A 25,541-nucleotide genomic window follows, 5' to 3' on the forward strand; every position below is an offset into this window, starting at 1 on the left:
CGGGAGTGAAAACTCCTTCAACAGAACGTTGAATTCCGTTACGCGGAAGTAAATACCGTGACGCGGAAGTGAACAGCGGTGCGGCGAGAGGGGTCCCGGTGTCCGAGGCTGAACTGGTGGTGCGCTCGACGCGTGTCCTGACCCCCGAGGGATCGCGCCCCGCCGCGGTCGCCGTCGCGGACGGCAGGATCACGGCCGTCCTCCCGTACGACGCCGAGGTACCGTCCGGTGCCCGCCTGGAGGATCTCGGCGACCACGTCCTGCTGCCGGGCCTCGTCGACACCCACGTCCATGTGAACGACCCCGGCCGCACCCACTGGGAGGGCTTCTGGACGGCCACCCGCGCCGCGGCGGCCGGCGGCATCACCACCCTCGTCGACATGCCGCTCAACTCCCTCCCGCCGACCACCACACCCGACCATCTCCGCGTCAAGCGCGAGGTGGCCGCCGACAAGGCGCACATCGACGTCGGCTTCTGGGGCGGCGCCCTGCCCGACAACGTCAAGGAGCTGCGGCCGCTGCACGACGCCGGGGTCTTCGGCTTCAAGGCGTTCCTGTCGCCGTCGGGCGTGGACGAGTTCCCGCACCTGGACCGGGACCGCCTCGCCCGCTCCCTGGCCGAGATCGCCGGCTTCGGGGGCCTGCTCATCGTCCACGCCGAGGACCCGCACCACCTCGACGCCGCACCCCAGCGGGGCGGCCCGCGGTACGCGGACTTCCTCGCCTCCCGCCCGCGCGACGCCGAGGACAGCGCCATCGCGACCCTCGTCGCCGAGGCCCGCCGCCTCGACGCGCGCGTCCACGTCCTCCACCTCTCCTCCGGCGACGCGCTCCCGCTGATCGCCGAGGCCAAACGGGACGGCGTACGCATCACCGTCGAGACCTGCCCCCACTACCTCACCCTCACCGCCGAGGAAGTCCCGGACGGGGCCAGCGAGTTCAAGTGCTGCCCGCCCATCCGGGAGTCCGCCAACCAGGACCTGCTGTGGCAGGCCCTCGCGGACGGCACGATCGACTGCGTCGTCACCGACCACTCCCCGTCCACGGCCGACCTGAAGACCGACGACTTCGCCACCGCCTGGGGCGGCATCTCCGGCCTGCAACTGAGCCTCGCGGCGGTCTGGACGGAGGCCCGAAGGCGCGGCCACGGCCTGGAGGACGTCGTCCGCTGGATGTCGTCGCGCACGGCCGAACTGGTGGGCCTCGACGACCGCAAGGGTGCCATCGAGGCGGGCCGCGACGCCGACTTCGCCGTCCTCGCCCCGGACGAGACCTTCACCGTCGACCCGGCCGCGCTCCACCACCGCAACCGCGTCACCGCGTACGCCGGCAAGACCCTGTACGGCGTGGTCAAGTCCACCTGGCTGCGCGGCGAACGCATCGTCGCGGACGGCCGGTTCACCGCCCCGAAGGGACAACTCCTCACCCGCACCCCCTGATCCACCCACCGCACCCGCGGCGGACGACCACCGAAAGGCAGACCTGATCATCGTGACGGCGCAGCAGCACTCCCCGTCGGCGGGCTTCACCGGCGACGCGAGCCCGTACGGCGGCGGTGACCCGTACGCGGACTACCGCACCGCCGACTTCCCCTTCACCCGGTACGCCGACCTCGCCGACCGCAGGCTCGGCGCCGGTGTGGTCGCCGCCAACGACGAGTTCTTCGCCCAGCGCGAGAACCTGCTGGTGCCCGAGCGCGCCGAGTTCGACCCCGAGCACTTCGGGCACAAGGGCAAGATCATGGACGGCTGGGAGACGCGCCGCCGCCGGGGTGCCTCGGCCGACCATCCCTGGCCGACGGCCGACGACCACGACTGGGCCCTGATCCGCCTGGGCGCGCCCGGTGTGATCCGCGGGATCGTCGTCGACACGGCCCACTTCCGGGGCAACTACCCGCAGGCCGTCTCCGTCGAGGCCGCATGTGTGGCCGGCTCCCCGTCGCCGGAGGACCTGCTCGCCGACGACGTGAAGTGGACGACGCTCGTCCCGCGCACCCCGGTCGGCGGCCACGCGGCCAACGGCTTCCAGGTCTCCGTCGAGCAGCGCTTCACCCACCTCCGCCTCAACCAGCACCCCGACGGCGGCGTCGCCCGCCTGCGGGTGTACGGCGAGGTCGTGCCGGACCCGGCCTGGCTGGCCGCCCTCGGCACCTTCGACGTGGTCGCCCTGGAGAACGGCGGCCGGGCCGAGGACGCCTCCAACCTCTTCTACTCACCCGCCACCAACACCATCCAGCCCGGCCGCGCCCGGGTGATGCACGAGTGCTGGGAGACCCGCCGCCGCCGCGACCAGGGCAACGACTGGATCCGCTACCGCCTCGCCGCCCAGGCCGAGATCCGCGCGCTGGAGATCGACACGGCGTACCTCAAGGGCAACGCGGCCGGCTGGGCCACGGTCTCGGTGCGCGACGGCGAGGACGGCGTCGACGGCGACTGGACCGAGATCCTCCCGCGTACCCGCCTCCAGCCCGACACCCTGCACCGCTTCGTCCTCGACGCCCCGGTCGTGGCCACCCACGCCCGCGTCGACATCTACCCCGACGGCGGCATCTCGCGGCTGCGCCTCTTCGGCTCCCTGACGAAGGAGGGCGAAACCCGCCTGTCGGCCCGCCACCAGGAACTGGGCGGCTGAGCAGCGCCCCGCCAGGTGCGCGGGGAACGGCGCGACGCGACCCGTCACGGCCGGCGGGTCACCCGGACCTCCGGCTCTCCGCCGCCGCGAACAGGGCGAGCGCCAGGACGATCAGCGCGATGCTCACGTACAGCTCGTAGCCGTCCAGGGCGCTCCACCGCTGGGTCACCCCCCAGCGCAGCTTGCCGGTGAGTTCGTACACGAGACCGCCCGTGCCCTGCAGCAGGGCGAGGAACCCGAAAAACTCCAACGACTGCTTCATGTCAGGGATCCTCGCCCCGCGGTGCCCGCCCGTTCATCGGCCGCGGGGCGGGAACCGTCCGACCGGAGTACCCGTCCACGGGGCCGCGGGCCGACGAAAGTCGACCGGGCCGCGACTTTCGTCGCGATCACCGGCGCGGGGGAGGTGGCGGGGTCCGTCCCTGCGTAGATTTGTCGACCGTGAATGGTGACAAGCCGGTGGCGGAGCCGCCGGCCTTCCGCGGGCGGAGCTGGCTGTTGCCGTCGGCCTTGCTCGACGACGACCTCGTGCCCGGGCCCGGGCCCGGGCCCGGGCATGGGCCCGGTCGCGGCTCCGGCCCCGGGCACGGCCGCCCCGGACGGCGGCCCGGACGGACCGCGCGCGACTGGGTCGTCGACTTCACCTGCTTCCTGCTGGCCGTGTTCATCGGGCTGCTGGGCGTGGAGACGGTCAGGAACGAGCCCGACCTGCCGCAGGCCTTCGCCGTCCTCGACCAGGTACTGGGCGCGCTCGCCTGCGCCGCCGTCTGGCTCCGGCGCCGCTGGCCCGTCGGTCTCGCCGTGGCGATGGTCCCCGTCTGCTTCGTGTCCAACACCGCGGGCGGCGCGGGCATCGTCGCCCTCTTCACGCTCACCGTGCACCGGCCCTTCCGCTACGTGGCCTGGATCGGCGGCGCGAGCCTCGTACTGAACCCGCTGTTCTTCTGGCTGCGCCCCGACCCGGACATCGCCTACTCGTGGTCGGTGGTCCTCACCCTGCTCCTGACCGCCGCGATCGTCGGCTGGGGCATGTTCGTACGCTCCAAGCGGCAGCTCATGCTCAGCTTCCGGGACCGCGCCCGGCGCGCCGAGACGGAGGCGGCGCTGCGGGCCGAGCAGGCGCAACGGCTCGCCCGCGAGTCCATCGCGCGGGAGATGCACGACGTCCTGGCGCACCGCCTGACCCTGCTGAGCGTGCACGCGGGCGCGCTGGAGTTCCGGCCCGACGCGCCCCGCGCCGAGATCGTCCGCGCGGCGGGTGTCGTCCGGGAGAGCGCCCACGAGGCCCTCCAGGATCTCCGGGAGATCATCGGCGTGCTGCGCGCGGGCGAACCCGACGAGGCGGGCCGCCCCCAGCCCACCCTCACCGCGCTCGACACACTCGTCGCCGAGTGCCGCGAGGCCGGCATGAAGGTCACCCTCGACCAGCACGTCACCGACCGCGCCGCCGTCCCCGCCTCCGTCGGCCGCACCGCGTACCGCATCGCGCAGGAGTGCCTGACCAACGCCCGCAAGCACGCCCCCGGCGCCGAGGTCACCGTCACCGTCAACGGCGCCCCGGGCGAGGGACTCACCGTCCGCGTACGCAACTCCGCGCCCCCGGGGGAGGTCCCGCACGTTCCCGGCTCCGGCCAGGGCCTCATCGGCCTCACCGAACGCGCCACCCTGGCCGGGGGCCGCCTGGAGCACGGCCCCGAGGCCGACGGCGGTTTCGCGGTGCGGGCGGCACTGCCCTGGGACTGACTCCGGGCCCCACCTTCGAGCGGACCGTCCATATCGGGGTGCGCCACGCCATCTCGTCCCCCATGATGGCGAGTTGACCCGTACGAGCGTTCCGGCTCGTACGACCGCCACGGCCCCGGTGTCGCGCGCGTGCCGTACGGCACGGAGCACCGGGTGCGTCTCGGGAGGGGACAGCGGAGTGAGTTTCGGGGGACGCCATCCGTACCAGCCGCCCTGGCCGCCACCCGACGGAGGACCGTACCCACCGCATCCTCCGTACGTGCCGCCCCAGCCCCCGTACGGTCCGCCGTTGCCCCCGTACGGCCCGCCCCAGCCCCCGTACGGCCCGCCGCCCACGCTCGTGCGGCGGCTGCGGGAGGACGAATGGCCGCCGCTCAGGGAGTTCCTGAGCGGGCTCCGGCTGCACGGCTGCCTCTGGGCGATGGCCGCGATGTGCGCGTGGCCGATGGTGGTCGGTCTGCTGGTGGGCTACCCGCTGGCGCGCTCGGCCCGCCGTCCCGCCCGCCGGATCTTCCCCTCCCGCTCCCGTCACCGCGCCCTGGACGACGACGTGACACGGGTGCAGCGCAGACGCGCCTGGACGGCCACCCTCATGTCACTGCTGATCCTGGCGGTGTACGGCAGGCCGGAGGACGTCGACCAGGCGCAGCAGCAGTTCATGATGAGGCTGACGGTCACCCCCTGGCTGCTGCTCCTGAGCGCGCCCGTGGTCGTCGCCGCCCTGTTCCGCTGGTCGTCGCCGGACGCGCGCCGGGCCATGCGCGCCCCGCTGCGCACCGCCGGCAGGTCCGCCCTGTGGTACGTCGGCGCCTTCACCGCGATCCCGCTCCTCGCCGGAGCGATCTACTACACCCGCACCCGCCTCGACCAGGACCTGAGCCTGTGGGCGCCCCTCGCCCTCCTCGTCCCGCTGCTCTGGGTGCTGCTGTTCATCGTCTTCGCCACCGGGCCCGCCGTGCGCAGCGCCTTCAACACCGTCGATGTGCACCCCGCGCTCCCCGCGCTGCTCACCGGCGCCCTGGTCTGGGAGTTCTCCGCCATCAACCTCGCCGTCGGCGGCCTGCCGCCGGGACCGCCCCTGGTCCAGCTCGCCGCCCTCATCGGCGGCCCGGCCTCGGTGACGGCCGTCGCGTGGTGGGAGATCCGCCGGCTGCGCACCCGGTACGGGGTACGCCTGCGTGCGTGAGGAGCGCCCCCGCCGGAATCACGCCCGGCGGGGCACCACCCGCTGCCCCGCCGTCCCGTACACCCAGCCGGACGCCTCGTCGATGAAGTCACCGGGGAAGCCGACACGGAAGGCGGTGGTCTCCTCCAGCCCGGCCAGCACCTCCTCGGGGAGGACGAGGCGGGCGGCGCCCAGGTTGTCCATGAGCTGCTCGACGCGGCGGGCGCCGATGATGGGGTGGACGGCGGGGGAGTGGGCCATGGTCCAGGCGATGGCGATCTGCGCCGGGGTGGCGCCGAGTTCGTCCGCGGCGTTCTGCACGGCCTCCGCGACCGCGCGCTCGCGCGCCCCGATCGCCTCGGCGGACAGCCGGGTCGCGGTGCCCGGTGTCACCCCGCCCGGGCGGGTGTACTTGCCGGACAGGACGCCGTTCTGCAGGGGACTCCAGGCCGCCACCGACATGCCGAACGCCTCCGCCATCGGCAGCAGTTCGCGCTCGATGTCCCTCTCCAGCAGGCTGTAGGGCACCTGCAGCGCCGACAGCGCCGACCAACCCCGCCATTCCGCCAGAGTGTTGGCGCGCGCGACCACCCAGGCCGGGGCGTCCGAGATACCGACGTAGAGCACCTTCCCGGACCGTACGGCGTCGTCGAGGGCGCGCATCGTCTCCTCGACGGGGGTGTTCCGGTCCCAGATGTGCACCCAGTAGAGGTCGACGTAGTCGGTGCCCAGCCGCCGCAGGCTCGTCTCCAGGGACAGCGCGAGGTTCTTGCGGTGGTTGCCGGCCGCGTTGGGGTCGGTGCCGTCGCGGGAGACGGTGTACTTGGTGGACAGCACGAACCGGTCGCGCCGGCCCTTGAGCAGCTCGCCGACGATCCGCTCGCTCTCTCCGCCCCGGTAGTTGACGGCCGTGTCGATCACGTTGCCGCCGGCCTCCGCGTACACGTCGAGGATCCGCGCGCACTCCTCCCGGGGCGCCCCCACCCCGCCCTGCTCCCCGAACGTCATGGCGCCCAGGAACAGCTCGGAGACGCGGAGCCCGGTCCGGCCCAGGAGTCGGTAACGCACCCAAAACCTCCGTCAGTTGAATGCCGTACCGGCCGACACTAACGGGTCGGCCGGTACGGTGCGGCGGCCCGGGCACGGAGCGTCATTACGGTAGGACCCCGTGACCGGCACCAGAGGTGCTTCATGACCGACTTCCGAACGGTGGGACGATGACCGCGATCCGACTCCTCCTCGTCGACGACGACCCCCTCGTGCGCGCCGGGCTCACGTTCATGCTGGGCGGCGCCGACGACATCGAGATCGTGGGCGAGGGCGCCGACGGCGACGAGGTGGACGCCCTCGTCGACCGCACACGCCCGGACGTCGTCCTCATGGACATCCGGATGCCGACCGTCGACGGCCTCACCGCCACCGAGCGGCTCCGCACCCGCGCGGACGGGCCCCAGGTCGTCGTCCTCACCACCTTCCACGCCGACGACCAGGTCCTGCGCGCCCTGCGCGCGGGCGCCGCCGGCTTCGTCCTCAAGGACACCCCGCCCGCCGACATCGTCGAGGCGGTGCGCCGGGTCGCGGCCGGTGACCCCGTCCTCTCGCCCGCCGTCACCCGCCGGCTGATGGCCCACGCCGCCGGCGGCGCCCCCGACACCCGCCGCGAAACCGCCCGTTCGCGCCTCGCCGTCCTCAACGACCGCGAACGCGAGGTCGCCGTCGCCGTCGGCCGCGGTGCCTCCAACGCCGGGATCGCCGCGGAGCTCTTCCTCAGCGTCGCCACCGTCAAGACCCACGTCTCCCGCATCCTCGCCAAACTCGACCTCAACAACCGTGTGCAGATCGCCCTGTTGACCTATGACGCGGGACTGCTGGAGGACGACGGGCACTTCTGACCCGCGCCGGGAGTTGGACGGGTGAGGGGGGAGACCATGGGACAGGAGCATGTGATCGATCTGGGGGAGTACGGGCCGGGTTTCACCGAGAACCCGTACCCCGTCTACGCCGAGCTGCGCGAACGCGGCCCCGTGCACCGGGTCCGGCTGCCGAAGCCCGACGCGCACCACGAGGTCTGGCTCGTCGTCGGGTACGAGGAGGCGCGGGCGGCGCTCGCCGATCCCCGGCTGTCCAAGGACGGCTCGAAGATCGGGATGACGTTCCTCGACGAGGAGCTGATCGGCAAGTACCTGCTGGTCGCCGACCCGCCCCAGCACACCCGGCTGCGCGGGCTGATATCCAGGGAGTTCACCGGACGCCGGGTCGAGCGGCTGCGGCCGAGGATCCAGGAGATCACCGACTCGCTGCTGGACGCGATGGTGCCGCGGGGCCGCGCCGACCTCGTGGAGTCGTTCGCGTACCCCCTGCCGCTGACCGTCATCTGCGAACTGCTCGGCGTGCCCGAGATCGACCGGGCGGCCTTCCGGAAGCTGTCCACGGAGGCGGTCGCGCCGACCAGCGGCGAGAGCGAGTACGAGGCGTTCGTCCAACTCGCCTCCTACCTGGGCGAGCTGATCGAGGACAAGCGCCGCTCGCCGCCCGCCGACGACCTGCTGAGCGCCCTGATCCGGACGACCGACGAGGACGGCGACCGCCTGTCACCGGCCGAACTGCGCGGCATGGCCTTCATCCTCCTCGTCGCCGGCCACGAGACCACGGTCAACCTCGTCACCGGAGCCGTCCACGCGCTGCTCACCCGTCCCGGACAACTCGCCGAGGTCCGCGCCGACCCGCGTCTCGTCGACGCGGTCGTGGAGGAGACCCTGCGCCACGAGGGCCCGGTGGAGAACGCGACGTTCCGTTACGCCGCCGAGCCGCTGGACATCGGCGGCACCACCGTCCCCGCGGGTGACGCGGTACTGATCGGTCTGGCCGCCGCCGACCGCGACGGCGCCCGCTATCCAGGCCCCGACCGCTTCGACATCCACCGCGACACACGCGGCCACCTCGCCTTCGGCCATGGCATCCACTACTGCCTCGGCGCACCCCTGGCCCGGCTGGAGGCCCGCGTGGCGCTCCGCGCCCTGCTGGAGCGCTGCCCCGGCCTGGCCCTGGACGGCCCCCCGGGCGAATGGCTCCCGGGCATGCTGATGCGGGGCGTGCGGAGCCTGCCGCTGCGCTGGTGAGAACGGCGCGTTCGTGGAGGCGGGGCGCGGGGAACTGCGCGGGAAGCCCCACCGCACCCGCGGCCGCGACAGCCCGCGGCGAGCCCCCGGGACGGAGCGGACCGCGCACGCCGGAGGCCGAAGGCTACTCCCGGCCGCCCGCGATCTCCCCGAGGTTCACGGGCCGGTTCTCCAGCCGGGACAGTTCGCACGCCTCGGCGACCCGGAGCGCCTGGAGCGCCTCGCGCCCGTCGCAGGGGTTGGCCCGCTCCCCGCGCACCACCTCCACGAACGCGCCGATCTCGGCCTCGTAGGCGGCGGCGAAGCGCTCCAGGAACCCGGTCCACGGCTTGTCCGCGGGCGGCGGCCCCTTCGGCTCCGTCGACGCGACCGGCGTACGGTCGTCCAGCCCGACCACCACGGTGTCCAGTTCCCCGGCCAGCTCCAGCCGCACGTCGTACCCGGCCCCGTTCACCCGCGCCGCCGTGGCCGTCACCAGCGTGCCGTCCTCCAGCGTGAGCACGGCGGCCGCGGTGTCCAGGTCGTGCGCCTCCCGGAACATCGGATGCCCGGCGTCCGACCCGGTGGCGTACACCGTGGTGACCTCGCGGCCCGTCACCCACCGCACGATGTCGAAGTCGTGGATCAGGGTGTCCCGGTAGATCCCGCCGGAGACCGGCAGGTACGCCGCGGGCGGCGGCGTCCGGTCGGCCGTGACCGCCCGTACGGTGTGCAGCCGCCCGAGCCGGCCCGCGCGCACCGCCTCCCGCGCGGTGACATAGCCGGAGTCGAAGCGCCGCTGGAAGCCCATCTGCAGCACCGTCCCGGCCGCGTCGACCTCGGTCAGCGCGTTTAACGTGTTCGGCAGGTCCACGGCGATGGGTTTCTCGCAGAACACCGGGAGACCCGAGCGTGCTGCCCGACCGATCAGTTCGCCGTGGGCCGAGGTGGCGGCCGTTATGACCACGGCGTCCACACCCCAGGTGAAGATCTCGTCCACCCCCGGCGCCACCGTCTCGCCGAGGCGTTCCGCGAGGTCGTGGGCCCGGGCCCGATCGACGTCCGTGATGATCAGAGAGCCGACGTCGCGGTGGCGGCTGAGCGTGGTCGCGTGAAACGTCCCGATGCGACCCGCGCCGATGAGTCCGATGCGCATGGGAAACAAAGTGGGGTCGCACCCGCCGCCGTGTCAATGCTTTGTCCGGACAACCGAACTACGCAACTTCCCGTCATCCGGCACCGGGGCTACGCTCGGCCCGTGCCGAAACCAGAAGAGGCTCCGACCGTGTCGCTCCAGCTCAGCGTCGACCGCAGCAGTCCGGTCCCGCTCTACTTCCAGCTGTCCCAGCAGCTGGAGGCCGCGATCGAGCACGGCGAACTGACCCCGGGCAGTCTGCTGGGCAACGAGATCGAGCTGGCGGCCCGCCTCGGCCTGTCCCGGCCGACCGTCCGCCAGGCCATCCAGTCCCTGGTCGACAAGGGCCTGCTCGTACGCCGCCGCGGCGTGGGCACCCAGGTCGTGCACAGCCAGGTCAAACGGCCCCTGGAACTGAGCAGCCTCTACGACGACCTGGAGGCCGCCGGCCAGCGCCCGGCCACCCGCGTCCTGCTGAACACCACCGTCGCCGCGTCCGCCGAGGTCGCCGCCGCCCTGGCCGTCGCGGAGGGCGGCGAAGTCCACCGTATCGAGCGACTCCGTCTGGCCCACGGCGAGCCCATGGCCTACCTCTGCAACTACCTCCCCGCCGACCTCGTCGACCTCGACTCCCCCCAGCTCGAAGCCACCGGCCTCTACCGCCTCATGCGCGCCGCCGGCATCACCCTGCACAGCGCCCGCCAGACCATCGGCGCGAAGGCGGCCACCGCGGACGAGGCCGACCGCCTGGGCGAGCCGGAACACGCCCCGCTCCTCACCATGCAGCGCACCACCTTCGACGACACGGGCCGAGCGGTCGAGTACGGCACCCACATCTACCGGGCCTCGCGCTACTCCTTCGACTTCCAGCTCCTGGTGCGCTCCTAGCAGGAAGGGCACCCTGAAAAGGCAGGGGCGCGGCCCCGCTTTTTCAGGGGCGCGGGGAACCGCGCGACCCGCCCCCACTCACCCGCACCCGAAAAAACAAAGCGGCGGCACCCCCCGCCCCCACGGCACACCAAGCGGAGCGCTAAGGCAGAATCGGCCCGATGAGCACTTACCGCGACTTCACCCACCGCGGCTCCGCGCGGGCCACCGTCCTGCGGACCGTGGGAACGCGCGAGCGCCGCTCCCACCTGACGGCCCCCCGCGTCCCCACCGTCGGCATCGACATCGGCGGCACGAAGGTGATGGCGGGCGTCGTGGACGCCGACGGCAACATCCTGGAGAAGCTGCGCACGGAGACCCCGGACAAGTCGAAGAGCCCCCAGGTCGTCGAGGACACCATCACGGAACTGGTCCTGGACCTCTCCGACCGGCACGACGTGCACGCCGTCGGCATCGGTGCCGCCGGCTGGGTGGACGCGGACCGCAACCGCGTCCTGTTCGCCCCCCACCTGTCCTGGCGCAACGAGCCCCTGCGCGACCGCCTCGCCGGCCGGCTCGCGGTGCCCGTCCTCGTCGACAACGACGCCAACGCCGCCGCCTGGGCGGAGTGGCGGTTCGGCGCCGGCCGCGACGAGGACCACCTGGTCATGATCACCCTCGGCACCGGCATCGGCGGCGCGATCCTGGAGGACGGCCAGGTCAAGCGCGGCAAGTTCGGGGTCGCGGGCGAGTTCGGCCATATGCAGGTCGTGCCCGGCGGCCACCGCTGCCCGTGCGGCAACCGCGGCTGCTGGGAGCAGTACAGCTCGGGGAACGCCCTGGTCAGGGAGGCCCGCGAACTCGCGGCGGCCGACTCCCCGGTGGCGTACGGGATCATCGAGCACGTCAAGGGGAACATCGGGGACATCACCGGCCCGATGATCACCGAGCTGGCCCGTGAGGGCGACGCGATGTGCATCGAGCTGCTCCAGGACATCGGGCAGTGGCTCGGCGTCGGCATCGCCAACCTCGCCGCCGCGCTCGACCCCTCCTGCTTCGTCATCGGCGGCGGTGTCTCGGCCGCCGACGACCTGCTGATCGGCCCCGCCCGGGACGCCTTCCGCCGCCACCTCACCGGCCGCGGCTACCGCCCCGAGGCCCGGATCGCCCGCGCCCAGCTCGGACCCGAGGCCGGCATGGTGGGCGCCGCCGACCTCGCCAGACTCGTCGCCCGCCGCTTCCGCCGCGCCAACCGGCGCCGGGTGGAACGGTACGAGCGCTACGCGCGGTACGTGGAGGCCCGCCGCACCACGCAGGACACCGCGTGACCACGTCGGTGCCGCGCCAGGGCTCCTCCCCGGAGGAGCCGGAGCGGCCCGCCGAGGACCGCAGGCACCGCAACCGCCGCCGGGCGATCACCCTGGCGATCATCGTGCTGCTCATCGGCGTGCCCGCCGGCTACCTGGTGATCTCCGCCAACCAGAGCCGCGACAGCGGCAAGGACAAGGAGGAGAAGTACTCGGCGACCGGCCTCACCGCCCACTGGCCCTCCCTGGTCCAGCGGCGCCTCTACCAGGTGCCGATCCCGCCGTACTCCAGGCACGTCGCGTACTACGAGACGAACAACTGGCGGACCAGCCGCCTCTACGTGCAGTTCTACACGAGCAACGAGGGCCTGGAGAGCTTCCTCCACCAGATCGGCGCCGCCACCGCCGACCTCAAGAAGGACCGGATGGCCATCAACGCCCGCGACCGGGGGATCGTCGGCTGGGACTTCACCGGAGTCGGCCCCTGGTACGGCCTCGTCAGCGACCGGAAGAACCCCGCCCCCACCCACGACATCGTCGTGAACCGCACCAACCCGGACCATCCGATGGTGTACGTGGTCTCACGAACCGTGCCCTGACCTGCGCGGACACCGCCGCGGGCGGGCCGTCGCCCGCTCGCCGCGACCGATTGTCGGACCCCGCCCGTAGAGTCGGAGACAGTGATCGGAGCCGCACCCCGGGCGGCTCCACCGACCGAAGGCGGGGTGACCGGACCCATGGGGGACACCGCTGCTCCCGAGACCGGCCCCTCCGCCCCCGCGCGCCCGGCCGTCCCCGTCCGGCTGGCCGCCGTCTTCCTCCCGGCCCCGCTGCCCCGCCACGGCCGGTTCGCGTTCTGGGACCCGGCGGGCGGCGAACCGCCCCCGGGAGACACCGAGGACCTCACGGTCGTACGACCGCACGGCTCAGGAGCCCGCAGAGGCACCGTCCCCGCCGTGTGCCTGCCGGTCGGCGAAGCCCTCCCCCTGCTCACCCGCGCCCGCCGCGACCCCGCCGCCCACCCCGCCACGGCCTGCTGGGGCGCGGCCGCCCTGCACGCGCTGCGCCTGGTCGCCCGGGGCCGCCTGCTGCCGGGACTGACCGCCGAGGGCTACGACGCGTGGCGCGCGGGACCGCTTGACCCGGACGACATCGCCCACCTCAGGGCCGTCGCCGCCGCGCTGCCCCACGAGGGCCACGCGGTCCCGCTGCCCGGCAGGGGCCCGCTGCGGCTGCCCGAGCCGGAGCCCCTGGTGCGGTCCTTCCTGGACGCGGTCGCCGACACACTGCCGCGTGGCCCGGCGGCGCCGTACGTCTCCGGGAAGCCCTTCGCCGCGCAGGCCGGACAGCGACTGCCGCGGGCCCGTGACTGGGCGGCGGAGGTCGCCGCCGGCATGGACGCGGGCGTACGCGTCTCCCTGCGTCTGGACCTCGCGGCGCACGACCTCTTCGACGACAGCGAAGGGGCCCCGCGGGCGGGCGCGGCGGTCGTCCAGGTGCACAGCCTCGCCGACCCCACCCTCGTCGTCGACGCCGCCGCTCTGTGGTCGGGGGACGCGGACACGGCGTTCGGGCCCCGCGCGCGCGTGGACGCCGCCCTCGCGGTCCGGCGCGCCGCCCGTGTCTGGCCGCCCCTGGACCGGCTCTGCGAACAGGACGTGCCCGATGTCCTCGCCCTCTCCGAGGACGAGCTGTCCGACCTGCTGGGCGTCGCCGCGACCCGGCTCGGGGCGGCCGGCGTCGCCGTGCACTGGCCCCGGGACCTGGCCCACGACCTGAGCGCCCGCGCCGAGGTGCACCCGGCGCCCGGCTCCGCCACGGACGGCACCGGCTTCTTCGAGGGCGAGGAACTGCTGCGCTTCCGCTGGCAGCTGGCGCTCGGCGGCGACCCGCTCACCGAGGCCGAGATGGACACCCTCGCCGAGGCACACCGCCCGATCGTGCGCCTGCGCGACCAGTGGGTCCTCGTCGACCCGGCCCTCGTCCGCAAGGCCCGCAAACGCGAACTGGGCCTCCTCGACCCCGTGGACGCCCTGTCCGTGGCCCTCACCGGCCGGACCGAGGTCGACGGCGAGACGGTGGAGGCGGTACCGGTCGGAGCGCTGGCGGCACTGCGCGACCGCCTGACGGCCGGTCTCGGCCCGGTCGACCCGCCTCCCGGCCTCCGTGCCACCCTGCGCGACTACCAGCTCCGGGGCCTGGCCTGGCTGGACCTCATGACCTCCCTCGGCCTCGGCGGCTGCCTCGCCGACGACATGGGTCTCGGCAAGACGATCACGGTCATCGCCCTCCATCTGCGCCGGGCCCGGCCGCAACCCACGCTGGTCGTCTGCCCCGCCTCCCTGCTGGGCAACTGGCAGCGCGAGATCGCCCGCTTCGCCCCCGGTGTGCCCGTGCGCCGCTTCCACGGCCCCGACCGCACCCTGGACGACCTCGCCGACGGCTTCGTCCTCACCACCTACGGCACCATGCGCTCCACGGCCCCGCGCCTCGCCCAGCAGGAGTGGGGCATGGTCGTCGCCGACGAGGCCCAGCACGTCAAGAACCCCTACTCGGCGACGGCGAAGGCCCTGCGCACCATCCCGGCGCCCGCGCGCGTGGCCCTCACCGGCACCCCGGTCGAGAACAACCTCTCCGAGCTGTGGGCCCTCCTCGACTGGACCACACCGGGGCTCCTCGGCCCGCTGAAGTCGTTCCGCGCGCGCCACGCCCGCGCGGTGGAGAACGGTGAGGACCAGGAGGCGGTCACCCGTCTCGCCCGTCTGGTCCGCCCGTTCCTGCTGCGCCGCAAGAAGTCCGACCCGGGCATCGTCCCCGAACTCCCGCCCAAGACGGAGACCGACCACCCCGTCCCCCTCACCCGTGAACAGGCCGCGCTCTACGAGGCCGTGGTCCGCGAGTCGCTGCTGGCCATCGAGACGGCGGAGGGCATCGCCCGCCGGGGTCTGGTCCTGAAACTCCTGGGCGCCCTCAAACAGATCTGCGACCACCCGGCGCTGTATCTGAAGGAGGAGCCGGACACCGCCACCGGAGAACGGTTCGCCGGCCGTTCCGGCAAACTGGCCCTGCTGGACGAGCTGTTGGACACGCTGCTCTCCGAGGACGGCTCCGCGCTGGTCTTCACCCAGTACGTAGGCATGGCCCGCCTGATCACCGCGCACCTCGCCGCCCGAGCCGTCCCGGTCGAGCTGCTGCACGGCGGTACGCCGGTCACCGAGCGCGAACACATGGTGGACCGTTTCCAGAGCGGGGCGACACCGGTCCTCGTCCTCTCCCTGAAGGCGGCCGGCACCGGTCTGAACCTCACGCGGGCCGGCCATGTCGTCCACTTCGACCGCTGGTGGAACCCGGCCGTCGAGGAACAGGCCACCGACCGCGCCTACCGCATCGGCCAGACCCAGCCCGTCCAGGTGCACCGCCTCATCACCGAGGGCACCGTCGAGGACCGCATCGCCGAGATGCTGGAGTCCAAGCGGGCCCTGTCCGACGCCGTCCTCGGCTCGGGCGAGGCGGCGCTCACCGAGCTGACGGACCGGGAGCTGACCGACCTGGTGTCGTTGCGGAGGCAGACGTGAGCGGGGGAGCGGAGACGCCGGAGGAGGCGGAGGCGCTGGATCGTGCGACAGGAGCCCGGCCCGCCGACGCGGCCCGCCGGGCGTTGCGCGCGGCGCGGGAGCGGGACAGGCACGGCGCCGAGGCCGACGACCCCGGCGACTCGGCGCCGGTGACGGAGAGCACGCCGCCCATCGCCCGGACGATCGGCCAGACCCCCGCTCGGCCGGGGGACGTGGCGCGGGAGGCGTTGCGCAGAGCCGCGGAATCCAGGGCGGGGGCCCCGCACGAGCCGGCGCGGGAGCGTGCGGACGCGGTGGAGCCGACGGAGCGTACCGGCGCGGCCGGGCCGGTGAGGCGGAGCGCCCCGGGCCCGGCGGCGGAGCATGCTTCCCCCGGTCCCGGAAACCCCCCGTTCGCCGACGGGCCCGGCCCGGGTGCTTCGCCCGGGGAGGGAGGCGGGCCGGCCGCTCGCCCCGCCGACATCGCCCGCGAGGCGCTGCGGGCCGCCCGCGAGGCCACCGGCCGGGCCCGTGCCGAGGCGGAGGCCGTCCGTGCCGAGGCGGCTCGTGCCGAGGCGGCTCGTGCCGAGGTCGCCGACAGGGAAGGACGGACCGCGCGGCGCGCGGCGGCGGGACACGACCGGGCGTCGGCGAGCCGTACGCACGACGGACGCGAACTCCTCCTCGGGGCGGCCGAGTTGCCGCCCTCCGGCGAGGGACCGGATTCCGCCGCGACCTCCATGGCTGCCCTGGCAACCCGGGACCGGGAGACGGTGGGTCCGGATGCGCGGGACCGGGAGACGGTGGGTCCGGATGCGCGGGACCGGGAGACGGTGGGTCCGGATGCGCGAGACCGGGAGAGCGTGGGCCCGGCTGCGCGAGACCGGCATACGGAGGGCCCCGGCACCACGGTCCGGGAGACGCCGGTTCCGGACACGATGGGCCCGAACTCCGTTTCGGACTCCCTCGGTTCACCGGCGGGCGGCCCCCCTGAGTCACCGTCACCTCGCCCCATGGCCTCGCCGACGGCCGACCCCTCCGGACGGCCGCCACACCCCTCGGCCATACCCGACCCGGAACCCGGCCCCGACCCGGTACCTGGCCCCGACCCGGAACCCGCCCCCGGCCGGCCGGCCCTCCCGCGGCCGGACACCGGCCTCCCCGCGGCCCCCCGTGTCCCCCGCACCATGGCCGCCCCCTCCCGGGACGGTGAACTGCGGCGTACGTTCCGTCCGTTCCCGCCGCGCCCCTCGGCCGGGGAGGCGTTCGCGGAGAGCTGGTGGGGCAACGCCTGGGTGACCGCGCTGGAGGAGGGCGCGCTCGACCCCGCGCGACTGGCGCGGGGGCGGGCCTACGCCGACAAGGGCCGGGTGGACGCGATCACGGTGACACCCGGGCTGGTGCTGGCGTACGTGCACGGCAGCAGGGCGCGGCCGTACCGGGTGCAACTGCGTCTGCGGACGCTGGACGCCGACGAGTGGGACCTCTTCCTGGACGCGGCGACGGAGCAACCGGCCCACATCGCCGCGCTGCTGGACAAGGAACTGCCCCACACCCTGGCCGGGTCGGGCGCGGGCCGGGGCGCGCGTCTTCTGCCGGGGGCCGGCGAGCTGGAACCCCGGTGCAGCTGCCCCGACTTCGGCCACCCCTGCAAGCACGCGGCGGCACTCTGCTACCAGACCGCGCGACTGCTGGACGAGGACCCGTTCGTGCTGCTGCTGTTGCGAGGCCGGGGCGAGCGGGAGCTGCTCGACGCCCTGTCCCGGCGGAACGCGGCCCGTGCCGCGCGCGCCGCGCAGGAACAGGGGCACGAGCCCGCGGCGTTCCCGGGGGTCCGGGCCCGCGACGCCCTCGCTGCACGCACCCTCCCCCCGCTGCCCGCCCCGCTGCCCCCGCCGCCGCACCCGGAGCAGCCGCCGGTGTACCCGGGCGCGCCCGGCGGCCCGGACCCGTTCGCGCTGGACCAGCTGGCCACCGACGCCGCGGCCCGCGCCCACGCGCTGCTCACCACGGGGCGCGACCCGGTGGCCGAACTGACGCTGTGGCAGGACGCGGTACGGCTCGCCGCCGCCCGCCCCGGCTCCGGTCTCACCGCCACGACCCGGGCTCTCTACTCGTCGCTGGCTGCGGCCACCGGCCGGACCCCGGCCGACCTGGCCCGCGCGGTCGCCGCCTGGCGGCAGGGCGGTGCGGAAGGGCTGACCGTCCTGGAGGAGCCCTGGGATCCGCCCGCCGGCCGCTTCGACCGCGCCCGCCCCCTGTTGCGCGCCGCGGACCTCCCGGCCTTCCGCCCCTGGCGCAACCACCTCACCCACCCTCGAGGCCATATCCAGCTCCGCCTCGGCCGCGACGGCCTGTGGTACGCGTACGAGTCCGAACCGGGCCACGACGACTGGTGGCCGAGAGGCACTCCGGACCTCGACCCGGTCGGCGCCCTGACCGGCCTGGGGGCCTCCGACGACTGACGCACGCCCGGCGCCGGCGGGACCGCGCCCCTCTCCTCGCCAGGATCTGTGAGCCCGTGGCGAGCGCGACGGTCAGGTCCACTGCACCTGCGTACGGCACGCACCGCCGCAAAGCCGTCCGGGTGACCCGGGCGGTAGAGCCGCCCGCGGGACAGACTCGTGGGCCTGCTCTCCACGGCCCGGCCACAGCAATGAGACCAGCGCCGTTCACGATGCTCATCTGGGCTGCCGCGCCCGACGCCACTCCCGACGCTCGCCCTGAGGGTGCCGGTAGCTGCGTCAGAAACTGGTGCTGCGGTGGACCTGAGCGCGCTCGACCTCGGTGGTCGCACCCTTGTGATCCAAGGTGCTGCACGCGTCAGCGATGTCCTGGGTCAGACGCTCGATCTGCTCACGACTCAGGGTCTCCTTGACCAGGGCGCGCAGGATCTTCACCCGCTCGGCGTCGGGCGGGAGCGTGTACGCCGGCACCATCCAGCCGCGCTCGGCCGAGAGCTGCCAGGCGATGTCGGACTCGTCATAGGCGTGCTTGCCGACGAGGCGGAAGGCGACCAGCGGCAGCTGCTCGAGGTCGCTGCCGATCACTTCGAAGCGACCGCTGTCACGGAGGTTGTCCGCCAACGCGCGGGCGTTCTTCTGCATCGTCTCCATGACGTAGGTGTAGCCCTGGCGACCCAGCCTCACGAAGTTGTAGTACTGCGCGAGCACCATCGCCGAGCCGGTCGAGAAGTTCAGCGTGAACGTCGCGTCGGTCTTTCCCAGATAGTTCTCGTAGAACACAAGGTCCTCGGCCAGGTCGGACTCTTCACGGAAGACCAGCCAGCCGACACCGGGGTAGACCAGGCCGTACTTATGGCCCGAGACATTGATGGAGCGGACCTGCTGGAGCCGGAAGTCCCATTTCGAGTCCGGGTAGAGGAAGGGCCACACGAAACCACCGCTGGCACCGTCGACATGAATCGGGATGTCGAGGTCCCGTTCCTTACGGATCTCCCGCAGGAGCTTGTCGATCCCGACGACATCGTCCTTGTGGCCGGTGAAGGTGGTGCCGACCACGGCGACCACACCGATCGTGTTCTCGTCGAGGCGGGGTTGCACGTCCTCCGGGCCGATCGTGTACTTGCCCTCGGCAAGCGGCACGATCCGCGGCTCGACGTCGAAGTAGCGGCAGAACTTCTCCCACACGACGTGGACGTCACCGCCGAAAACCAGATTGGGCCGGTCGACCGACAGGCCGGCCGCCTGGCGGCGCTCCCGCCACTTCCACTTCAGCGACAGCGCACCGAGCATGATCGCCTCGGACGAGCCCTGGGTCCGACATCCCGTGGTCTTGCCCGGCGCGTGGAACAGGTCGGCGAGCATGCGCACGCAGCGCTGCTCGATCTCGGCGGAGATGGGGTACTCCGCGTGGTCGATGAAGTTGCGGTGGAGGTTCTCGGCGATGACGCGTTGTGCCTCCGGCTCCATCCAGGTGGTGACAAACGTGGCGAGATTGCGTTGCGGGTCGCCTTCCATGACGAGGTCCTCATCCAGCAGCCTCATGGCATCCGTCGCGGTCATTCCCTCCTCAGGGAATTTCTCCGACGGGGCGGGCATGGTCAGGAAACGGTTACCGAACAGATCTGCGACGTCTCTCTTGGTCATGCCTGCGATTCAATCAGTTCCAGAGCTTTGCTCTCTGAAGCACACGCCGACGAAGCGCAGCGAGGCGCGGCCTCGTACGCCTGGCCGTTCACGGCCGGAGAGTAGCTGCAAGGCGTAAATCGAATTCGCCTTTTAAGTTTTAGGAATTTCGCCTCGCGTCGGCCGATTGAAATCGACCACCGCTCGGTCATCCACTTGAAAAATCTCCGCCTTCAAAGACGCTGATAATGAAATGGATCGGGGCAGCCTTGTCGGTCGGCGCCCCGATAGAGACTCTCGGCATCGGCCTGGCGACCGCGTCGCCCCAGGCCGGGCCGAGCGCAGGACCTGCGCTGCCCGCACGCACCGCAGCCCTGTCACGGTAGGCAGCGATCCGGCGGAAACGCATGAGTCCACCGTCTGAGGGCATCGCGCGGAAGTACGACCACAGGAGGAGACCGGCCACCACCCACGGTCGCAAGGCCGCTCACATGGGCATGCCTCGGATTGCGACTCCGGTTGTGCACGACGGCGACCCACGGGCGATGTGGCGGCGCGTGCCCCGCACCGAGCATGGCCGGGTGACCGAGAACATCATGGGACTGCGCATGTCCCTTCTGGAAGTCCTTGTCCTGCTGAGTGCCGTGGCGCTGGTGGTGGCGCGCTGGCTTCCCCCTGCCGTCCGCCAACGCTTCAGGATCACGGCGGGGGCGGTGTTCATGCTGTCCGCGATCGTGCTGAGCGTGGTGGGGATCCGCTGGCAGTTGCTGCCAGTACTGGCAGGCGCTGCGGTTTCGTTGCCGTTCGCCCTCTCTCCCCTGCTGCGACGCCGTACCGGCCGGCCGTCGTGGCGGGCCCGGTGGTGGCTGGCCTTGCCCGGGTCGGTGGCCTGCGTCGGCCTGATCGCCACGGGTCCGGTGGCCGCCTGGGCCTTTCCCGTACCCGTGTTCCCCGAGCCGTCGGGCCCTTTCGCGGTCGGCACCCGCGTGGTGCAGTGGACCGACCCACGCCGCCCCGAGACCTTCACTGCCGATCCCCATGACCGGCGCACGGTCGTGGTCCAGCTCTGGTATCCGGCGCGGAGCCCCGCAGGCGCGCAGCGGGCCCAGTACCTCGGCCGCACGGAGCATGAGGCGCGCACCGTCTCCGACGCCCTCGCCCGCGCGGTCGGCCTGCCTGGCTTCCTGGTCGACGGCATCCCACGTGCCCACACCCATTCGGTCTTCAACGCTCCGGTGGCCGACAGGGGTGGACGGTTCCCGGTCGTGCTGTTCTCTCCGGGATCGGGCGGAGTGCGCACCCAGAACACCGCCTGGGCGGAGGAACTGGCCAGCCACGGCTATGTGGTCGCCGCCCTCGACCACCCGTACGACTCCGCGGCCGTCGTCCTCACCGACGGCCGAACGATTCGCACCAAGACCACCTCCACCGGCGACCGGGGCAAGGACAACAAGCTCGCGGCCCGCTGGACGGCTGTTCGGGCCGCCGACCTCAGCTTCGTCCTCACCCAGCTGGACCGTCTGGACCGAGGTGAGATCGCCGGGCCGCTGACCGGACGCCTGGACACCGGCCGGGTCGCGGCCACCGGCCACTCCATGGGTGGTGCCGCCGCCCTGCAGGCAGCCCGGCAGGACCACCGGCTCGATGCCGTCATCGATCTGGACGGCTACCCGCACGGCCCCACCTCCCCCTCCCTCCACCAGCCGACGCTCGCGCTCACCCAGGCCATCACCCCCGCAACCGACCCGCAGTACATACCCCGCCTCACCAAGGCCCTCGAGCTCAACACCGCGACGAGCTACCGGCTCACCATTCCCGGCGCCGCCCACCTCACCTTCATGGACGGCCCCCTGTACCTGCCCCCTGTGCCCTCGATCGTGGGCTCCCTGGGCCGGACCGAGAGCCCCCGCGTCGTCGCCGCAACCACTCTCGCCTTCCTGGACACCACCCTGCGGCACAAACCCGGTGACCTGCCCGACGTTCTGGCGGCCCACGGCGGACTCAGCGTCCACCGCCCGAGCGACAACCGCTGATCAGCTGTGCGGCGGCAGCCGATGGCACGGCCGTTTCCCAGCCGGCGTGCCGTCCGCGGCGCCGTCCCCGCCGCGGACCAGCGCGCCAGGCCGATCTGTCGGCAACCGAGGAGCGCCCCGGACCCTCGCGGATTCCGCAGGAGCGGCCCACCCACCGGATCACGGAACTCGTACCGATCCCTTTCGGCCCAGTGAGTCCCCATCACGTCGGTTCCACCGAGGCGCCGAGGCGATCCCGGCCTGCCGCCACGGACCCGCTCCCACTCGTCCGCAGCCGCGGTCACGCGGTTCTCCTCCTGATCGCGGCGGTGGCCGGCGTCCCGATCTGTGCGACTGTGGTGGCACCCCTACCGGCACCTTGCCCGCGCGGTGTCGGTGGCGCACACCGGGCCGCGGCAGCCGGCCAGTGCCCGGGGGCGCGTACCGCATTGTCTTCCGCGACCGGCCGCAAGGTGGATTGACTGTCGTCAGATCGCGAGAATGTACAAATTCACGAAGGCGTCGGCCGTCAGAGCCCCCACCCAGGCCGGCAACCAGCTCAAGTCCGTTCTCATTACTGCCGATCCCGCCTTGCGGGAAGAACAGGCCGGACTGGGCAATGCCGGGTTCTTCCGTACCTGTGCGCGGTTCACCGACGCGAGCAGCCAGGAAGAGGGCGGTGGAGCGGGGCTGCTGCAGGCCACTCGTGTCACGCAGGGTCTGCTGTGCCCTGCCGGATCGGGAAGCTCTCCGAGCAGATCCGGTGTGTGGACGCTTCTCCGGCTCGCCTCGTCACCTATGCGGGGTCTGTCCTGTCGAGCGTTCCTCGGGGCGCCGGCAGTACCGTCGCCTCAACCGCGGCGGTGACCGGCGGGCCAACGCCGCGCTCCACCGCATCGTGTGCACCCGCCTGCGGGTGGACCCCGCATCCGGGGCTGGTACGAGCGCCGGATCAAGGAGGGCGAGACCCGGCGCGAAATCGTCCGCTGCCGCAAACGCTACGCTGCCCGGGAGGTCTTCCGCCTCGTCAGGAACAGCTACGGCCAGCACCCCGTTCGTAGGGGCTGTTGTGACAGATGAGAGGCTCGGACGGGTGAGCGAGACACCACCGAACACCCTGCAGTACCGCTTTGACGGGCCAGAAGACGCTCCCGTCCTGATCCTGGGTCCCTCTCTGGGCACCACATGGCACATGTGGGACCGTCAGGTCCCCGAACTGACCAAGCAGTGGCGGATCTTCCGTTTCGACCTGCCCGGTCACGGCGGCGCCCCCGCCTACCCCGGTGGCTCCGTCACCGAGCTGGCCGCCCGGCTGCTGGCCACGCTCGACGCCGTCGGGGTGCAGCGCTTCGGTTACGCGGGGTGCGCGTTCGGCGGTGCCATCGGGGCCGAGCTGGCGCTCCGCCATCCCGAGCGCCTCGCCTCGCTCGCGCTGATCGCCGCCTCGCCCCGCTTCGGCACGGCCGACGAGTTCCGCCAGCGCGGCGTGATCGTCCGCACGAACGGCCTGGACCCGATCGCCCGGACGTCCCCGGACCGCTGGTTCACCGGCGGGTTCGCGGCGGCGCAGCCCGCGATCACCGAGTGGGCGGTGCAGATGGTCCGCACCACCGACCCCGGCTGCTACATCGCCGCCTGCGAGGCGCTCGCCTCGTTCGACGTGCGCGCCGAACTCGGCCGCATCGGCGTACCCACCCTCGTCCTCGTCGGCTCCGACGACCAGGTCACCGGCCCCGCCGAGGCCCGTACGCTCGTCGCGGGCATCCCGGACGCACGGCTCGCCGTCGTTCCCGGCGCCTCGCACCTCGTCCCGGTCGAGCAGCCCGCCGCCGTCACCGACCTCCTGGTCCGGCACTTCTCCACGGCCTGGCAGCCCGCCTACGACTCCACCACCGGCCAGGTCGCCATCCCCGTGGCCCCGGCCAAACCGGCTCTGGCCGGCGTGCCGCCGCAGGCGGGACCGGTCGCCGAGATCGCCCCGGCCGCCGCCCAGCCCGAGGCGCTGGGGAGACCGGATCCGTACGACGCCGGGCTCAAGGTCCGCCGCGAGGTGCTCGGGGACGCGCACGTCGACCGGGCGCTGTCCACGGCGGACGAGTTCTCCGGCGACTTCCAGGAGTTCATCACCCGCTACGCCTGGGGCGAGATCTGGGACCGGCCCGGCCTCGACCGCCGCTCCCGCAGCTGCGTCACGCTGACCGCGCTCGTCGCCGGCGGACACCTGGACGAACTCGCCTTCCACACCCGCGCCGCCCTGCGCAACGGCCTCACCCCGGACGAGATCAAGGAAGTCCTCCTCCAGGCCGCCGTCTACTGCGGGGTGCCGGCCGCGAACAGCGCGTTCCGGGTGGCCCAGCAGGTCATCCGCGAGGAGACCACTCCGGAGGTGTGAGCCGGCCGCGCCCGGCACCGGCGCGCCCGGCACCGGCGGCCGGGGGCAGGATGGATCCATGAAGCTCACGAAGAAGTCGCACGCCTGCGTCCGTCTGGAGAAGGACGGACGCACGCTCGTCATCGACCCGGGCGGGTTCAGCGAACAGGACGCCGCCGCCGGCGCCGACGCCGTCCTGGTCACGCACGAGCACCCCGACCACTTCGACGAGGGACGGCTGCGGGCGGCCCTGGAGGGCAACCCGGCCGCCGAGATCTGGACGCTGCGCTCCGTCGCCGAGCAGATCTCCGCCGCCTTCCCGGGCCGGGTGCACACCGTCGGCCACGGCGACACGTTCACCGCCGCGGGCTTCGACGTCCAGGTGCACGGCGAACTGCACGCCGTGATCCACCCGGACATCCCGCGCATCACCAACGTCGGCTACCTCGTCGACGCCGGCCGTGTCTTCCACCCCGGCGACGCCCTCACCGTCCCCGGCCACGCCGTCGAGACGCTGATGCTGCCCGTCATGGCCCCCTGGAACAAGATCTCCGAGGTGATCGACTACGTCCGCGAGGTGAAGCCGCACCGCGCGTACGACATCCACGACGCCCTCCTCACCGACCTCGCCCGTCCCATCTACGACCGCCAGATCGGCTCCCTGGGCGGCGCGGAGCACCTGCGCCTGGCCCCCGGCGCCTCGGCGGACGTCTGAGCGGGCCGTGGGTCCCGCCCGCGACCGGGCGGGACCGGCGTTGTCGTACCCGCCGGGTAGGTTGTGAGGCATGCGCATCGCGACCTGGAACGTGAACTCGATCACCGCCCGCCTCCCGCGGCTCCTGGCCTGGCTGGAGAGCAGCGGCACGGACGTGCTCTGCCTCCAGGAGGCCAAGATCGCCGAGGACGGCTTCCCGCTGGACGCGCTGCGGGAGGCGGGTTACGAGGCGGCGGTGCACGCCACGGGCCGGTGGAACGGCGTGGCGGTGATCTCCCGCGTCGGCATCGAGGACGTGGTCAAGGGCCTGCCCGGCGACCCCGGGTACGACGGCTCGGTGGAGCCCCGCGCGATCTCCGCCACCTGCGGTCCGGTGCGCGTCTGGTCGGTGTACGTGCCGAACGGCCGCGAGGTCGACCACCCGCACTACGCGTACAAGCTCCAGTGGTTCGAGGCGCTCAAGGCCGCCGTCGCCGGTGACGCGGCCGGCAGCCGCCCCTTCGCCGTGCTGGGTGACTACAACGTGGCGCCGACGGACGACGACGTGTACGACGTCGCCGCCTTCGAGGGCCTCACCCATGTCACGCCCGCCGAGCGTGCCGCGCTCGCCTCCCTGCGCGAGGCGGGCCTGACCGACGTCGTCCCCCGCCCCCTGAAGTACGACCACCCCTTCACGTACTGGGACTACCGCCAGCTCTGCTTCCCCAAGAACCGGGGCATGCGCATCGATCTGGTGTACGGCAACGAGGCGTTCGCGAAGGCCGTGACCGACTCGTACGTCGACCGTGAGGAGCGCAAGGGCAAGGGGGCCTCCGACCACGCGCCGGTCGTGGTGGACCTGGAGGTGTAGGTCCC

General features: G+C 72.9%; 19 protein-coding genes and 1 pseudogene. 16 read left to right on the forward strand and 4 right to left on the reverse strand.

Annotated features, from left to right (window positions below; translation table 11 throughout):
- Positions 1 to 98: 98 nt before the first annotated feature.
- Both allB and alc read left to right on the forward strand, forming a co-directional pair.
- Positions 99 to 1,439: an allantoinase AllB gene (allB, locus tag ACZ6BB_RS02335; protein ID WP_471613452.1), complete on the forward strand. Its 1,341-nt coding sequence runs from the start codon at positions 99 to 101 to the stop codon at positions 1,437 to 1,439.
- Positions 1,440 to 1,491: 52 nt separating this feature from the next.
- On the forward strand, positions 1,492 to 2,631 hold the full coding sequence (gene alc / locus ACZ6BB_RS02340) for an allantoicase (protein ID WP_471613453.1): 1,140 nt from the start codon (positions 1,492 to 1,494) through the stop codon (positions 2,629 to 2,631).
- Positions 2,632 to 2,689: 58 nt separating this feature from the next.
- Here alc and ACZ6BB_RS02345 read toward each other — a convergent pair whose 3' ends face one another.
- Positions 2,690 to 2,893 (reverse strand): hypothetical protein, encoded by a 204-nt coding sequence (locus ACZ6BB_RS02345; protein WP_471613454.1) that lies wholly within the window; start codon positions 2,891 to 2,893, stop codon positions 2,690 to 2,692.
- A 179-nt stretch (positions 2,894 to 3,072) separates the two neighbouring features.
- Here ACZ6BB_RS02345 and ACZ6BB_RS02350 point away from each other — a divergent pair, with 179 nt between their 5' ends.
- Together ACZ6BB_RS02350 and ACZ6BB_RS02355 are read left to right on the forward strand one after the other, a co-directional pair.
- Positions 3,073 to 4,374 (forward strand): sensor histidine kinase, encoded by a 1,302-nt coding sequence (locus ACZ6BB_RS02350; protein ID WP_471613455.1) that lies wholly within the window; start codon positions 3,073 to 3,075, stop codon positions 4,372 to 4,374.
- A 340-nt stretch (positions 4,375 to 4,714) separates the two neighbouring features.
- Positions 4,715 to 5,560 carry a hypothetical protein gene (locus ACZ6BB_RS02355; protein ID WP_471614098.1) on the forward strand — a complete coding sequence of 282 codons (846 nt, stop codon included), beginning with the start codon at positions 4,715 to 4,717 and terminating at the stop codon, positions 5,558 to 5,560.
- 18 nt (positions 5,561 to 5,578) lie between these two features.
- Here ACZ6BB_RS02355 and ACZ6BB_RS02360 read toward each other — a convergent pair whose 3' ends face one another.
- Positions 5,579 to 6,607 (reverse strand): aldo/keto reductase, encoded by a 1,029-nt coding sequence (locus ACZ6BB_RS02360; protein ID WP_471613456.1) that lies wholly within the window; start codon positions 6,605 to 6,607, stop codon positions 5,579 to 5,581.
- A 149-nt stretch (positions 6,608 to 6,756) separates the two neighbouring features.
- On the opposite strand from ACZ6BB_RS02360, the gene ACZ6BB_RS02365 reads away from it, so the two are divergent.
- Both ACZ6BB_RS02365 and ACZ6BB_RS02370 read left to right on the forward strand, forming a co-directional pair.
- Positions 6,757 to 7,431 (forward strand): response regulator, encoded by a 675-nt coding sequence (locus ACZ6BB_RS02365; protein ID WP_471613457.1) that lies wholly within the window; start codon positions 6,757 to 6,759, stop codon positions 7,429 to 7,431.
- Positions 7,432 to 7,467: 36 nt separating this feature from the next.
- Positions 7,468 to 8,658, forward strand: coding sequence for a cytochrome P450 family protein (locus ACZ6BB_RS02370; RefSeq protein WP_471613458.1), 1,191 nt, complete (start codon positions 7,468 to 7,470; stop codon positions 8,656 to 8,658).
- Between the two features lie 124 nt (positions 8,659 to 8,782).
- Here ACZ6BB_RS02370 and ACZ6BB_RS02375 read toward each other — a convergent pair whose 3' ends face one another.
- Positions 8,783 to 9,793, reverse strand: a complete 1,011-nt coding sequence (locus ACZ6BB_RS02375) for a Gfo/Idh/MocA family protein (RefSeq protein WP_471613459.1) — start codon at positions 9,791 to 9,793, stop codon at positions 8,783 to 8,785.
- A 129-nt stretch (positions 9,794 to 9,922) separates the two neighbouring features.
- On the opposite strand from ACZ6BB_RS02375, the gene ACZ6BB_RS02380 reads away from it, so the two are divergent.
- The 5 genes from ACZ6BB_RS02380 to ACZ6BB_RS02400 all read left to right on the forward strand — a co-directional run bounded on the left by ACZ6BB_RS02380 (position 9,923) and on the right by ACZ6BB_RS02400 (position 17,965).
- Positions 9,923 to 10,660, forward strand: coding sequence for a GntR family transcriptional regulator (locus tag ACZ6BB_RS02380; protein ID WP_471614099.1), 738 nt, complete (start codon positions 9,923 to 9,925; stop codon positions 10,658 to 10,660).
- A 161-nt stretch (positions 10,661 to 10,821) separates the two neighbouring features.
- Positions 10,822 to 11,967 (forward strand): ROK family glucokinase, encoded by a 1,146-nt coding sequence (locus tag ACZ6BB_RS02385; RefSeq protein WP_012999673.1) that lies wholly within the window; start codon positions 10,822 to 10,824, stop codon positions 11,965 to 11,967.
- The gene (locus ACZ6BB_RS02390; protein WP_471613460.1) at positions 11,964 to 12,545 is read left to right on the forward strand and encodes a sugar kinase; all 582 of its coding nucleotides are present in this window, start codon (positions 11,964 to 11,966) and stop codon (positions 12,543 to 12,545) included. Before ACZ6BB_RS02385 ends, ACZ6BB_RS02390 begins: the two co-directional genes overlap by 4 nt.
- Positions 12,546 to 12,683: 138 nt before the next feature.
- Positions 12,684 to 15,521, forward strand: coding sequence for a DEAD/DEAH box helicase (locus ACZ6BB_RS02395; RefSeq protein ID WP_471613461.1), 2,838 nt, complete (start codon positions 12,684 to 12,686; stop codon positions 15,519 to 15,521).
- On the forward strand, positions 15,518 to 17,965 hold the full coding sequence (locus tag ACZ6BB_RS02400) for an SWIM zinc finger family protein (protein WP_471613462.1): 2,448 nt from the start codon (positions 15,518 to 15,520) through the stop codon (positions 17,963 to 17,965). The genes ACZ6BB_RS02395 and ACZ6BB_RS02400 overlap by 4 nt, the downstream gene beginning before the upstream one ends.
- A gap of 279 nt (positions 17,966 to 18,244) precedes the next feature.
- Here the strand turns inward: ACZ6BB_RS02400 and ACZ6BB_RS02405 are convergent, their stop codons facing one another.
- A complete protein-coding gene (locus tag ACZ6BB_RS02405; protein ID WP_471613463.1) occupies positions 18,245 to 19,609 on the reverse strand; it encodes a glutamate decarboxylase in 1,365 nt (454 codons plus the stop codon).
- A 524-nt stretch (positions 19,610 to 20,133) separates the two neighbouring features.
- On the opposite strand from ACZ6BB_RS02405, the gene ACZ6BB_RS02410 reads away from it, so the two are divergent.
- From ACZ6BB_RS02410 to ACZ6BB_RS02430, 5 genes and pseudogenes are all read left to right on the forward strand, one after another.
- Positions 20,134 to 21,621, forward strand: coding sequence for an alpha/beta hydrolase family protein (locus tag ACZ6BB_RS02410; RefSeq protein ID WP_471613464.1), 1,488 nt, complete (start codon positions 20,134 to 20,136; stop codon positions 21,619 to 21,621).
- A 598-nt stretch (positions 21,622 to 22,219) separates the two neighbouring features.
- Positions 22,220 to 22,468 (forward strand): annotated as a pseudogene (locus ACZ6BB_RS02415) (hypothetical protein); the annotation flags it as partial.
- A gap of 225 nt (positions 22,469 to 22,693) precedes the next feature.
- A complete protein-coding gene (gene pcaDC / locus ACZ6BB_RS02420; RefSeq protein ID WP_471614100.1) occupies positions 22,694 to 23,992 on the forward strand; it encodes a bifunctional 3-oxoadipate enol-lactonase/4-carboxymuconolactone decarboxylase PcaDC in 1,299 nt (432 codons plus the stop codon).
- A gap of 58 nt (positions 23,993 to 24,050) precedes the next feature.
- Positions 24,051 to 24,686 (forward strand): MBL fold metallo-hydrolase, encoded by a 636-nt coding sequence (locus ACZ6BB_RS02425; RefSeq protein WP_471613465.1) that lies wholly within the window; start codon positions 24,051 to 24,053, stop codon positions 24,684 to 24,686.
- A gap of 70 nt (positions 24,687 to 24,756) precedes the next feature.
- The gene (locus ACZ6BB_RS02430) at positions 24,757 to 25,536 is read left to right on the forward strand and encodes an exodeoxyribonuclease III (protein ID WP_471613466.1); all 780 of its coding nucleotides are present in this window, start codon (positions 24,757 to 24,759) and stop codon (positions 25,534 to 25,536) included.
- Positions 25,537 to 25,541: the final 5 nt, after the last annotated feature.

Source organism: Streptomyces sp. NPDC041108 (assembly GCF_055592645.1).